Source organism: Bradyrhizobium sp. 138 (assembly GCF_023074075.1).
GTDB lineage: Bacteria > Pseudomonadota > Alphaproteobacteria > Rhizobiales > Xanthobacteraceae > Bradyrhizobium.
In genome coordinates this window covers 33,462-46,912 of record NZ_JADPKT010000087.1, presented here as the reverse complement: position 1 = coordinate 46,912, position 13,451 = coordinate 33,462, and the positions used below count along the sequence as shown (strand labels likewise).

Genomic DNA, 13,451 nt, shown 5'->3' with positions numbered 1-13,451 from the left:
GGTCAGCGCGCGCGGCGCGAGAAGAAGGAGATCAGCACCGGCAAGGTCACGAGGATCACGACCGGCGCCAGCATCATGCCGGTGACGACGACGACCGCAAGCGGCTTCTGCACCTGCGAGCCGATGCCCTCCGACAGCGCCGCTGGCAGAAGGCCGACGCCGGCGACGACGCACGTCATCAGCACCGGCCGGAGCTGCAGCTCACCGGTGCGCACCACCGCGCTCATGCGGTCCATGCCCTCTTCGATGAGCTGGTTGAACTGCGACAGGATGATGATGCCGTCCATCACGGCGATGCCGAACAGCGCGATGAAGCCGATCGCTGCGGAGACGCTGAACGCGGTGCCTGAGATCAACAGACCAAGCACGCCGCCGAAGATCGCCATCGGGATCACGCTCATCGCCAGCAACGTGTCGGTCATCGAGCCGAAATTGAACCAGAGCAGCACGCCGATCAGCGCCAGCGAGATCGGCACCACGATCGACAACCGCCGGATCGCGTCCTGGAGATTGCCGAACTCGCCGACCCAGTCCATGTGCGAGCCGGGCGGCAATTGCACCTGCTGGGCGATCTTCTGCTGCGCCTCGCGGATCGCACTGCCGAGGTCGCGCTCGCGCACCGAGAACTTGATCGGCAGATAGCGTTCCTGCTGCTCGCGATAGATGTAGGCGGCGCCGGAAACGAGGCTGATGTTGGCGACCTCGCTCAGGGGGATTTGCGTGACGGTGCCGTTCGGCCCGGGCGCGCCGATCCGCAAGTTCTGGATCGCCTCCGCGCTCCTGCGGTATTCCGGCGCGAGGCGGACGATGATCGGGAAGTGACGGTCGCTGCCCGGCTCGTAGAGATCGCCGGCGGTGTCACCGCCGATCGCGACCTTGATCGTGGCGTTGATGTCGCCCGGCGCAAGACCGTAGCGCGCGGCCTTGGCGCGATCGATATCGATCTGGACGGTCGGCTGCCCGAGCGAGGTGAACACTGCAAGATCGGTGACGCCCTGCACGGTGGCCAGCACCGATTTGATCTTGTTGGCGGTGTCGGTCAGCGCCTGGAGGTCGCTGCCGAACAGCTTGATCGAGTTCTCGCCCTTCACGCCGGAGACGGCCTCGGAGACGTTGTCCTGCAGATATTGCGAGAAGTTGAACTCGACGCCGGGAAAGCGATCGTCGAGCTGCTTGAGCAGCTCCGCGGTCAGCTCTTCCTTGTCGCGCGTGCCCGGCCACTGGCTCACCGGCTTGAGCGGCGCGAAGAACTCGGCGTTGAAGAAGCCGGCGGCGTCGGTGCCGTCGTCGGGACGGCCGTGCTGCGACACGACGGACTCGACCTCCGGCCTGGCCCGGATCACCTTGCGCATCTCGTTGACGTAGGAGTTACCTTCCTGGAGCGAGATGGTCGGTGGCAGCGTGGCGCGAATCCAGAGATTGCCCTCTTCCAGCTTCGGCAGGAATTCGAGCCCGAGCAGCCGGCCGAGCGCGACCGTCATCAGCACGAGGCCGACCGCACCACCGAGCACGATGTTGCGGTTGGCCACCGCCCAATTCAGCACGGGCATGTACAGCCGGTGCAGGATCAGCATCACCTTGGTCTCAGTCTCATGGACATGCGCCGGCAAGATGATCGCAGACAGCGCCGGCGTCACGGTGAATGTCGCCAGCAGGCCGCCGGCCAGCGCATAGGCATAGGTGCGCGCCATCGGTCCGAAGATGTTGCCCTCGACACCCGACAGCGTGAACAGCGGCAGGAAGGCCGCGATGATGATCGCCGCGGCGAAGAAGATCGAGCGCGAGACGTCGGCGGCCGCGCTGAGGATGGCGTGGCTCTTCATGCCGAACAGAGTCTCGTTGGACATATGCTCGGATTCCGACATCGGCGTCGTCTGCGTCAGACGGCGGAAGATTGCCTCCACCATGATGACGGTGGCATCGACGATCAGGCCGAAATCGATCGCGCCGACCGACAGCAAATTGGCCGATTCCCCGCGCAGCACCAGGATGATGACGGCAAAGAACAGCGCGAACGGGATGGTGGCGCCGACGATCAGCGCACTGCGCAGGTCGCCGAGGAAGATCCACTGCAACAGCACGATCAAGAGAATGCCGACCACCATGTTGTGCAGCACCGTGTGGGTGGTGAGCTCGATCAGGTCGCCGCGGTCGTAGATGCGCTCGATGCGCACGCCGGGCGGCAGGATGCTGGAGTCGTTGATGGTTTGAACGAGCTGGTGAACCCGCTTGATGGTCGGCGAGCTCTGTTCGCCGCGGCGCATCAGGACGATGCCCTGCACGATGTCGTCGGCCTCGTCGAGGCCGGCAATGCCGAGGCGTGGCTTCTGGCCCACGGTGACGGTGGCGACGTCCTTGACCAGCACCGGATTGCCGCCTGTCTGCGCCACCATGGTATTGGCGAGATCGTCGATCGACCGGATCAGGCCGACGCCACGCACGACGGCCGATTGCTGGCCGATATCGACGGTGTTGCCGCCGACATTGACGTTCGAATTGCCGACCGCCTGGAGCAATTGCGGCAGCGTCAGACCGTTGGCGACCAGCTTGTTGAAGTCGACCTGGATCTCATAGGTCTTGCTCTTGCCACCCCACCCGGTGACGTCGATGACTCCCGGCACGGCGCGAAAGCGGCGCTGCAGGATCCAGTCCTGAATGGTCTTGAGATCGAGCACGCTGTAGTTCGGCGGTCCGACGAGACGGTAGCGGAAAATCTCGCCGATCGGGCTGAGTGGCGAGATCTGCGGCTGCACGTTGCCCGGCAGCGGCGCAAGCTGCGCCAGCCGGTTCAGCACCTGCTGCAACGCCTCATCATAGGTGTAGGCGAAGGAGAATTGAATTTTGACGTCGGAGAGACCGTAGAGCGAGATGGTGCGGATGGTCGTGATGTTCTTCAGGCCCGCAACCTGGGTCTCGATCGGGATCGTGATGTAGCGCTCGATCTCTTCCGCCGACAGCCCCGGGCTCTGCGTCACGATGTCGACCATTGGCGGGGTCGGATCGGGATAGGCTTCGATGTTGAGCTGGTTGAACGCGATCAGGCCGCCGATCAAGACAGCGACGAACATGCCGACCATCAGGAAGCGCCGGTTGACGGCAAGAGCGACGAGACGATCCATTCAGGTCTTCAATTTTCTTGGGTCGTCGATCAGCTGCCGGACGCCGCGCGGTCGATGAACAGGCTGCCTTTGGTGACGATCTGCTCGCCGGGTTTCAGATTGCTGGTGACCTCGACGAGATTGCCGTTGATGAGGCCGATCTTGATCTGGCGCAGCTCGACCGATTTGTCCTCGCGCGCGACCCAGATCCGGACCTTGTCGGCTTCATAGATCAACGCCTGTTTCGGCACCGCCGGCGCGGCACGGTCACCGGCCGAGTAGATCGTGACGTTGGCGAACATCTCCGGCTTGAGCAGGCCATCCTTGTTGTCGATGGTGGCGCGAACCAGCAGGCGGCGGGAGTTGGGATCAATCGCAGCGGCGACGTAATTGATTTTGGCCGTCAACGGCCGACCCGGCAGCGCCATCACGTTGACGGTGATGTCCTGACCGATGCAGATCGCCGCGGCATCGCTTTCGCGCACGAACGCGGTGAGCCAGACCGTCGAGAGGTCGCCGATCACGAAGACCGGATCGCTGGCACCGGAATTGACGTACTGGCCTGGGCCGATCTTGCGCTGCACGACCGTGCCTGATATCGGCGAATAGATCGTGATCTCCCGATCGATGACGCCCTTGTCCTGGAACGCCTTGATGGTCTCGTCGGTGAAGCCGAGGATGCGCAGCTTGTTGCGCGCGGCTTCCAGCGCGGTCCCCGAGGAGCGCATGTCGTTTCGCGCCTGAACCTGGGTCGCTTCCGCCTGCTGATAATCCTTGAGCGGAATGGCATGGCCCTCATAGAGGTCCTTGGCGCGCTTGAACTGGATGTCGGAAAGCTCGAGCGCCGACTTGGCCTTGTTCTGCGCGGTCATCGCCGCGATGAAATCATTCTGGGCCTGCACCGTGTCGGCGGCCTCGATCGTGAACAGCGGTTGACCCTGCTTCAGCGTCTCGCCCGGCTTGGCCAGCAGCTTGGTGACGCGGCCCGCATAGGGCGAGAACACCGGCGTCGAGCGGTCCTCATCGACGGCGACCTTGCCCTCGGTGACATACTCGGCGCGGAAGCTCCTGGCCTTGACCGGCTCGATCGTCAGCGTCGCCCATTCGGACGGCGTCGGCGTGAAGTTCTGCGCATTCCTGCGCGACTGGCTGGAGATCTCGGAGTGCTTCTTTTCCTTGGGCCCCGAAGTGAGGAAGCCGTAGACACCGGCGCCGACACCGGCAAGAGCCAGTAAAACTACGGACGTGATCATCCGTTGTTTTGTAAACACCTGCAATCGCTTGGTATTTTCAACTACCATTTAGCCCGGTCGTGTCTGCGACGATCTCGGCAAATGACTGCCTCATCGGTCGCGCTAATAGTGCCGAATTCTGATTTCAAACAACCTAAAAAACGCAGGACGCCTCGCGGTCGACGTTAAAATTTTGCGACATGTCAGCTTCGTGTCAGCTTGGCACCGGCCACTGTGCCGGATGACTGCCGAGCGGCATCGCCGGACGGCTCCATTGCGCCGGCGTCGTCGACAGCAGCGCCGAATGGCGCACCGCCTTCAACATGCCGAAGCCAGATGGCATGCTCTCGATGAACGCAGTATGTACGGCCGCCCCCGTAAGATCCGGGGTATTCAGCCCGCCGTCGAGCCTGCCGAGATTCCACAGCCAGCGTCCGGTCTGCGCCAGCGACACGCGCACGTGCCAGCTGCCGCCGGCGCGCGCCTGACGCGCCTTGGCCATCATCGCGCCGAACGCCATCAGATAGCCGGTGGCGTGGTCGAGCATCTGCGCCGGCAATTCCTTGGGACCCTCGAGGCCGGCAGCACGCCCCTCGGCGTGGTTGAATCCGCTCGTGGTCTGCACCAGGGAATCGAAGCCGCGCCGCTCGGCCCAGGGGCCGGTGTGGCCGTAGGCCGACAGCGTCACATAGACGATGCCGGGATTGATCTTCGCGGCATCCTCCGGCGAAAAACCGAGGGCGGCAAGCGCACGCGGGCGATAGCCTTGCGAGAAGATGTCGGCATCCTCTAGCAGCTCGCGCAATTGTGCCCTGCCCGTCTCGCTCTTCAACTCGATGAAGGTGGTGAGCTTGCCGCGACCGGTGTCGATGGTGAGCCAGTCAATGGCGGGCAGTTCCGGTCCCGACACCAGCAGCACGTCCGCGCCATGCGCAGCGAGCGTGCGGCCGGCGACGGGACCTGCGATGACGCGGGAGAGATCGAGCACGCGAAGCCCCGAGAGTGGACGATCGTTGTTCGATGATCCCTTCGATGATCCTTGGGGCCACGGCTTTGGCGCGGCTTCGCCGATCTTCTCGATCGAGATCAGCGGCAATTGCGCCAGCGCACGCGCCTGCGGCAGCGCGGACCATTCGTCGTAGCTGCGCATCAGGGCAACGACGCCGCCCGCAGCGTAGGCCGCAGTCTCGAAATCTTCTCCCTTCCAATGCATCAGCGCCGCCTGCACCTCGTCGCGCTCGGCCTTGCAGCCGAGCACCTTGCAGACGGCATCGCGGTGATGCGGAAAGTTGGTGTGACAGCGCACGAAGCGGTTGTCTCCGGTCCTGTAGACACCGGCGATGGCGTCCCAGGCCGGCGGCGGCGGCTTGTCGTCAAGGCGGAGATAGCGTTCGGAGCGGCACTCGGCGACGGCGTGGCGCATGTCGACATGGACGTCCTGCGTCTTGCCGCTGCGCAGCCGCCAGATCTCGGCGGCCGCGAGCCCGGCGGCAGCTATCGTCGTCTGTCCGGCGACGGCAACACGGAATGAGGACGGAATCTGCGGCTCCTCGCCCGTCAGCCGCACGCGTTCGAGCGCAGCCTGATCGCCGCCGGCGGAGGTCCAGATGCCCTTGAGAATATCGGCGGGGCTTTGCATGGCCGCTTCTCTCGCTTTAGTTTTCCCGACCATCCCACGTTCAGAGAAAGGATTGCAATGGCCGCCATCGATCCCCTCACCGCGGGCGCCGTATTCGTCGCAACGGCGGCCACCGACGCGGTCTATGTGATGTTCACCTCGGCCGTCGTCGCGCGCAAGCGCGTGCCGGCCGCGACCTGGAGCGCGGTCTGGTACATGCTGTCCTCCTACGCCGTGATCAGCTACACCGAGAACGCCTTTTACGTCGCCTTCGCCGCGATCGGCTCATGGGTCGGCGCCTACGCCTCGCTGACCTTCCTGCACCGCCCGCCCGGCGGCCCACCGGTCGGAGCGGCACCGGAGTGAGGGGAAGAATTTGTTACGAGCTTTTGTAGGGTGGGCAAAGCGAAGCGTGCCCACGACTTTTGTACAAGTTGAGGAATGGTGGGCACGGCGCTCACGCGTCTTTGCCCACCCAACGGCAATTGAGGATGAGGCACGAGATCGCTCAACAAGCTGCGCCTCTCTCCACGTCATTGCGAGGAGCTCTTGCGACGAAGCAATCCAGACCGTTTCCGCGGATGCATTCCTGGATTGCTTCGCTGCGCTCGCAATGACGATGTGGAGGCTTCTGGGCAATTCGAGAAACGGCTATGCTTGCGGCACAACAACAAGGAAAACCAAACAATGGATTTCGGTCTCAAAGGAAAGAACGCCATTGTGCTCGGCGGCACACGCGGCATTGGACGGGCGATTGCGGCGACGCTGGCCGGTGAAGGTGCCAATGTCGCGGTGTGTGCGCGCAATGCCGATCAAGTTGCCACCACCGTCACCGAATTGAAGGCGAGCGGCGTCAAAGCCACCGGCAGCCCGGTCGACATCATCGACGGCGCAGCGCTGAAATCCTGGATCGAGGGCGCGGCAAAGGAGCTCGGCGGCATCGACATGCTGTTCTCCAATGCCGGCGCGATGGCGCAAGGCCACGACGCCGCATCCTGGCAGCAGAATTTCCAGCTCGACCTGCTCGGCGCCGTGCATGCGTTCGATGCCGCCCGGCCCTTCCTCGAAACGAGCGGCGCGAGAGACGGCGATGCGGCCTTCGTCATCATCTCATCGATCTCGGCAGCGCAGGCCGACACGGCCAGCTCCTACGGCCCGATCAAGGCCGCGCTGATCCACATGGCCAAGGGATTGGCGCGGCAATACGCCAAGAAGAAGATCCGCGTGAATGTCGTGTCACCCGGCACCGTCTATTTCAAGGGCGGCGTCTGGGAGATGATCGAGAAGAACATGCCCGAGCGTTACAACGACGCGATGAAGCGCAACCCAACCGGCCGCATGGCAACGCCGCAGGACATTGCCAGCGCGGCGGTGTTTCTGGCGAGCCCTGTGTCGGGGTTCACCACGGGATCGAATCTCGTCGTGGACGGCGCGATCTCGAACCGGGTGAATTTCTAGATCGTTAGCTCAGGCGTAGGGTGGGCAAAGCGACTTGTCCGCCGTAGCTCGAAGAGCGAAGGCGGAAGCGTGCCCACGGCTTTCGCGAATGGTGGGCACGGCGCTCACGCGCCTTTGCCCACCCTACGGCAGCTGAGCTGGAGACGCACAGCTTCAATGAAAATCCCGCGACGGCGGCAGGATGCGGACGTTGCGGGGGTGGCGGATTTTTTGCGCTGGCATGTCTGCGAGCGCGCGGGGGTCTTCGTTGAGCGGCTCGACCAATGTGGCGCCTGCCGGCACCGGATGCTTGCGGCCCAGGGCATCGCCCGCGAGGCCGACCAGATCGTGCGAGCGATCGACCATGCGCTGGGCAATGAGATGTGTCACCTTCTCGGGGCTGCTCTGGATATAGCCTTCGACCAGGATGAGGCGCGCGCCCATCACTTCTTTCCGGTACTGCTCCATGATCTTGGGCCACACCACGACATTGGCGATGCCGGTTTCGTCCTCCAGCGTCATGAACACGACGCCGCTGGCGCTGCCCGGTCGTTGCCGCACCAGAACCACACCAGCGCAGCGGACGCGGCGCCGCTCGTTCTCATGGCTGATGGCCTTGCAAGCCACCACCCGCTCGCGCGAAAACATCTCGCGCAAGAATTCCATCGGATGGCCCTTCAGCGAGAGCCGGATGGTCTGGTAGTCCGCGACCACCTGCTCGGCGCGCGGCATCAGCGGCAGTGGCTTCGCATGCTCATCCGGCTGCTCGCGCGCGGTCGCCGCCTCGAACAGCGGCAGCGGCACGTCGTCGGGCAGCCGCCGCACCTGCCACAGCGCCTCGCGGCGGTCGAGCCCGAGCGAGCGGAACGCGTCGGCATCCGCCAGCAAGATCAGCGCGCGCTTGGGCAGGCCGGTATCGCGGGCAAAGTCCTCGAGCGAAGTGAAGGGCCGCCGGGTGCGGGCGGCGACAATGCGGTCGGCCCAGTCTAGCTGAGGCATCGGCGGTGCTACACCTCTCCCATAGGGAGAGGTCGCGCCGAAGGCGCGGGTGAGGAGTACGGTCTCTCGAGGGACCTGAGCCCCCTCACCCGATTTGCTTCGCAAATCGACCTCTCCCCGTTGGGGAGAGGTGAACGGAGCCTGCGGCAAGACCGGCCCAATCACGGGAAGTTCTTCAGGTAAGTCTCTGAATGACAGCTGAGAGCGTTTCAGTCTCTCCTCATCCTCGTCCAGCCAGTGGAAGCCATCGATCTGGCGGAAGCCCAGGCGCACGGCGCAGAATTTGCCGCTCCCCTCCTCCAGCGTGTTTTGCGCAAAGCTGTAGGACACGTCGATGTCGCGGACCTCGACGCCGTTCTTGCGGGCATCGCCGACGATCTGCGCCGGCGCATAAAAGCCCATCGGCTGCGAGTTCAACAGACCGCAGCAGAAGGCGTCGGGATGGTAGTGCTTCAGCCACGAAGAAATGTAGACCAGCTGTGCAAAGCTCGCGGCATGGCTCTCCGGAAAGCCATAGGAGCCAAAGCCCTTGATCTGGTCAAAGCAGCTTCTGGCAAAGTTGGCATCGTAGCCGCGCGCCACCATGTTGCCGATCAGCTTCTCCTCGTATTGGCCGATCGTGCCGACATTGCGGAAGGTCGCCATCGAACGGCGCAGGCCGTTGGCCTCCTCGGAGGTGAATTTGGCGGCTTCGATCGCAATCCGCATCGCCTGCTCCTGGAACAGGGGCACGCCTTTCGTCTTGTGCAGCACCTTGTAGAGCTCGTCCGCGGGGCCATGCTCGGGCGCTGGCGAGGGATAACGAACCTCCTCCAGACCGTTCCGCCGCCGCAAGTAAGGATGCACCATATCGCCCTGGATCGGACCCGGCCGCACGATCGCGACCTCGATGACGAGGTCGTAGAAAGTCCGCGGCTTCAGGCGCGGCAGCATGTTCATCTGCGCGCGGCTCTCGACCTGGAACACGCCGAGCGATTCCCCATCGCACAGCATGTCGTAAACCTTGGGATCGTCCTGCGGGACGCTCGCCAGCACCCAGCGCTTACCCTTGTGCTGATCGATCAAGTCGAAACATTTCCGGATGCAGGTCAGCATGCCCAGCGCGAGCACGTCGACCTTCATCATATGAAGCGCATCGACGTCGTCCTTGTCCCATTCGATGAAGGTGCGGTCATCCATCGCGGCATTGCCGATCGGCACATAGGTGTCGAGCCGGTCCTGCGTCAGCACATAGCCGCCGACATGCTGGGAGAGATGGCGCGGGAATTCGATCAGCTCGGTCGCAAGCTCGACCGCGAGGTTGATCATGGGATTGTTGGGATCGAGGCCGGCCTGCCTGACCTGCATGTCGTTGAGGCCTTTGCCCCAGCTGCCCCACACCGTATCGGCGAGCGCGGCGGTGACGTCCTCGGTCAGGCCCAGCGCCTTGCCGACGTCGCGGATGGCGCTGCGCGGACGGTAGTGGATGACGGTGGCGATGATCGCGGCGCGGTGACGGCCGTAACGGCGATAGACATATTGCATCACCTCCTCGCGGCGTGAATGCTCGAAATCGACGTCGATGTCGGGCGGCTCCAGCCGCTCCTTGGAGATGAAGCGCTCGAACAACAGATCGACCTTGGTCGGATCGACCGAGGTGATGCCGAGCACGTAGCACACGGCCGAATTCGCCGCCGATCCCCGCCCCTGACACAAAATGTTCTGGCTGCGCGCATAGTGCACGATGTCATGCACGGTGAGGAAGTAATGCGCGTATTTCAGCTCGGCGATCAGCGCGAGTTCCTTCTCCAAGGTCGCGCGCAACTTGTCGTCGATCTTGCCGTCGAAATATTTGTCGACGCCCGCCCAGGTCAGATCCTCCAGATGCCCCTGCGCGGTCTTTCCCGGCGGCACCGGCTCATCAGGATATTGGTATTTGAGCTGGTCGAGCGAGAAATCGATTCTGTCCGCAAAGCGCATGGTCTCCGCGATCGCTTCAGGAAAATCGCGGAACAGCCGCGCCATCTCCCGCGGCGTCTTCAGGAACCGCTCGGCATTGGCTTCCAGCTTCCGCCCGACCGCCTCGATCGTGGTCTTTTCCCGGATACAGGTCAGCACGTCCTGCAGCGGACGGCGCGCGGGATGATGATAAAGCACCTCGTTGGTTGCGAGCAGCGGCACCTTTGCCTTCATCGCGAGATCATCGATCAGCGCCAGGCGGCGCCGGTCATCACCGCGATAGATAAGGCTCGCCGCCAGCCATACGCCTTCGGCGCGGCTGTCTTTAAGCTTTGCGAGGACATCCAGCGCCTGCGCCGGCTCGAAGCGATGCGGCAGCGTCAGGATCAGGAGCTGGCCTTGCGAAAACTCCAGAAGATCGGCGAAGGTGAGACGGCACTCGCCCTTCTCGATCCGCGTGATGTCGTCGCCGCGCTTGCCCCTGGTGAGAAGCTGACAGAGCCGGCCATAGGCCGCACGGTCGCGCGGATAGACAAAAATGTCGGGGGTGCCGTCGACGAAGACGATGCGCGCGCCGATCAGCAGTTTCGGTTTGTGCAGCACCTTGTCGTTGTCGAGCTCATTCCAGGCGCGCACCACGCCGGCCAGCGTGTTGTGATCGGCGATGCCGATCGCGGCAAGGCCGAGCTTGCTCGCCTGATGCACATAGGCGCGCGGATCCGAACCGCCACGCAGGAAGGAGAAATTCGTGGTGATGCCGATCTCGGCATAAGCGGGCGTAGTCATGCGAAGAGACCGTGCACATACCAGTTGGGCGGAGCGGGCTTGCCGTCGGCGTCGAACACCTCGCCCTCGTAGAGACCGTCGCGAAAGATCCAGAAGCGCAGACCCTCGGCATCCTCGATACGGAAATAATCCCGCGTCAGCTGCTTGCCGTCCTGCCGCCACCATTCCATCGCGATGCGCTCGGGCCCTTCCACCCGCACCACCGCATGTTTTGCGCGACGCCAGGTGAATTGATGCGGCGGTCCGTCGGGCACGGTCGCAAACGGCACGGTGACCGGCTCCGGCTTGTCGAACAGCCGCAAGGGGCGCAGCGGCGGCTCGCTCTCGACACGTGCGGGCCATTCGGCCTGCATGGCGGCAGCGAGATGATGCTGCGCCGGCGCGGCCATCGCCGCACATTCGGGGATATGCGTATCCTGCGGCAGGTGCACGACGACGCGCTTTCCGCCGATGCGGGCGGCGATGCGATCGATCAACGCGGCAAGCTCGTCATTGTCGTGGACATGGGCGTCGAGATCGCGCTGCTCCTGCACCACGATCTCGGTGCGGCTCGCCGACAGGCGCACCATGTCGAAGCCGAAGCCGGGATCGAGGGGATCGGCGAGCGCATCGAGGCGTTCGCGGAACAGACGGTCGATCACCGCGCTTCGCGTCACCGGGCGTCCGGTCTCGACCATGATCATGCGCACCACGCCGTCGGTGCGGAAGAACGCCGCCTCGAGCCGGCGCGCGCCTTTGCCCTGTTTCTCCATGGAGGCAATCAACGTGTCAGCGAGCCGCGACAGCGTCATCGCGATCATGGTGTCGGTCGCGATCGGCTCGGCGAAGCGCTTCTCCACGATGTAATCGGGCAGCGGCTTGCGCGGATTGATCGGCGCATCGCCCTGCCCCAGCGCATGCGCGAGCAGTGTGGAGAACCGCGCGCCGAACCGCGCCGTGATCTCGCTTGGCGCGCGCGCGGCGACGTCGCCGATGGTCTTCAGGCCGGCACGGCGCAGGCCGGTGGTGATAGCCTCGCCCGCGCCGAGCGCGGACACCGGAAATCGCTCGATCGCCGCCGCCTCCCCGCCATCGGCAACGATGCTGCTAGATGCCTGCCGCGTCAGCGTACGCGCACAAACTGAGGTCCCGGCGATCGCCGCACCGACGGCGAAGCCCTGACGCGCGAGCGCACGAATCAGCGTCTTGAGCAGCGCCGCCTCGCTGCCGAACAGATGCGCGCAGCCGGTGATATCGAGGAACAGCCCGTGCGGCGGGTCGAGCGCCACCAGCGGCGTGAAGCGGTCGCACCAGTCGGCGATGTCGCTGAGCGTCTTCGCATCCGCCACGACATCGGCGTCGAACACCCGCAAATCCGGACACATCGCCCGCGCATTCGCCAGCGGCTGGCCGATATACAGGCCGAGCCGCTCGGCGGCCTCGTCCAGCACATGGATCACCAGCGCATTGTTGTCCTTGATGACGACGATGCTCGGATGAGGGGGTTTACCCAGCCCGGCGCTGCCAAGGAACCGCTGGATCCGGTCGATAGGCAGGCGCGGCAGCCACAGGCTGAGAATACGTCGACGGCTCACTGAACTGGCACTCATCACATTTCCATTCCATGATCCACCGGCCACACGGGCCATGACGATTGCGCAACAGCTCGGCATCGAAGCGCGGCGCGCCCCAGGCTTCCCACGCTGACCCTGGCGGCGAATGCGCCGCGCGCAGCATCCATCGTGTCTCCGCGGTCGAGGGCAAAGGCTGCGCCGCCATGCGCAGCAAAAGGCCGGTGACGCCGGAAGATTGCGCGGCCAGCGTCAGCTTGCGGCTCGCCACCAGATCGAACTGCCTGGTCTCGCCCCAGAGCTCGAGCACGACGGCGCCCAGCGCATCGCAGGCGAGCGCATCGGCCGAGGTTCGCAATGCACTCTCGACATCGGCAGCGCGCACCATCACCACGCGGCGCGGATCGAGGCCGAGCTCGGCGAGCCCGTTCATCGACAGCGCGCCTGTTTCGATGTCCGAAAAATCCTGCCGCACCCACAGTAGCGGCTTGCGTGCCGTCACGCGCCCTGCGAGGCCCATGACAAACCCCGTTGCCGCCGCGCCTTGAGGCCCAGCGCAAAACACCTCGTGGATCGCCGCGCGCGCGAGCCCGCCCTTCAGCGCGGTATCGACCTCGCTGTGGCCGAGTGCGACGCGATCGTATTGATGCACGACCTCCGCCGTCTCGATGCGCTCGATCTGGCCGCGCAAGGTCGCAAGCGCGCTTCCACGTGCGCCGCTCATGCTCGCCGCTCCTCAGGAATTGGTGCCGTGGTCTTCAAAAGAAGAACCAGCGGCTGGCTCATTTGTTCA

8 protein-coding genes are annotated in these 13,451 nt (G+C 64.3%); 2 read left to right on the top strand and 6 right to left on the bottom strand.

Annotation, left to right across the window (positions count from 1 at the left end):
• Positions 1 to 2 precede the first annotated feature (2 nt).
• The 3 genes from IVA79_RS30355 to IVA79_RS30345 all read right to left on the bottom strand — a co-directional run bounded on the left by IVA79_RS30355 (position 3) and on the right by IVA79_RS30345 (position 5,969).
• Positions 3 to 3,119, bottom strand: coding sequence for a CusA/CzcA family heavy metal efflux RND transporter (locus IVA79_RS30355; RefSeq protein ID WP_247560040.1), 3,117 nt, complete (start codon positions 3,117 to 3,119; stop codon positions 3 to 5).
• A gap of 29 nt (positions 3,120 to 3,148) precedes the next feature.
• On the bottom strand, positions 3,149 to 4,399 hold the full coding sequence (locus IVA79_RS30350; protein WP_247560038.1) for an efflux RND transporter periplasmic adaptor subunit: 1,251 nt from the start codon (positions 4,397 to 4,399) through the stop codon (positions 3,149 to 3,151).
• 145 nt (positions 4,400 to 4,544) lie between these two features.
• On the bottom strand, positions 4,545 to 5,969 hold the full coding sequence (locus IVA79_RS30345) for a CoA transferase (protein WP_247560036.1): 1,425 nt from the start codon (positions 5,967 to 5,969) through the stop codon (positions 4,545 to 4,547).
• A gap of 57 nt (positions 5,970 to 6,026) precedes the next feature.
• Between IVA79_RS30345 and IVA79_RS30340 the strand changes: the two genes are divergently transcribed.
• A complete protein-coding gene (locus tag IVA79_RS30340; protein WP_247560034.1) occupies positions 6,027 to 6,314 on the top strand; it encodes a hypothetical protein in 288 nt (95 codons plus the stop codon).
• 321 nt (positions 6,315 to 6,635) lie between these two features.
• Positions 6,636 to 7,406: an SDR family oxidoreductase gene (locus IVA79_RS30335; protein ID WP_247560032.1), complete on the top strand. Its 771-nt coding sequence runs from the start codon at positions 6,636 to 6,638 to the stop codon at positions 7,404 to 7,406.
• Between the two features lie 153 nt (positions 7,407 to 7,559).
• Here the strand turns inward: IVA79_RS30335 and IVA79_RS30330 are convergent, their stop codons facing one another.
• From IVA79_RS30330 to IVA79_RS30320, 3 genes are read right to left on the bottom strand one after another with little or no spacing between them, the layout of a single operon-like run.
• Entirely contained in the window at positions 7,560 to 11,108 is a 3,549-nt protein-coding gene (locus IVA79_RS30330; RefSeq protein WP_247560030.1) for an error-prone DNA polymerase, read from the bottom strand.
• Entirely contained in the window at positions 11,105 to 12,697 is a 1,593-nt protein-coding gene (locus IVA79_RS30325; protein WP_247560028.1) for a DNA polymerase Y family protein, read from the bottom strand. The genes IVA79_RS30330 and IVA79_RS30325 overlap by 4 nt, the downstream gene beginning before the upstream one ends.
• Entirely contained in the window at positions 12,594 to 13,382 is a 789-nt protein-coding gene (locus IVA79_RS30320; RefSeq protein ID WP_247560025.1) for a DNA repair protein, read from the bottom strand. Before IVA79_RS30320 ends, IVA79_RS30325 begins: the two co-directional genes overlap by 104 nt.
• Between the last annotated feature and the right edge of the window lie 69 nt (positions 13,383 to 13,451).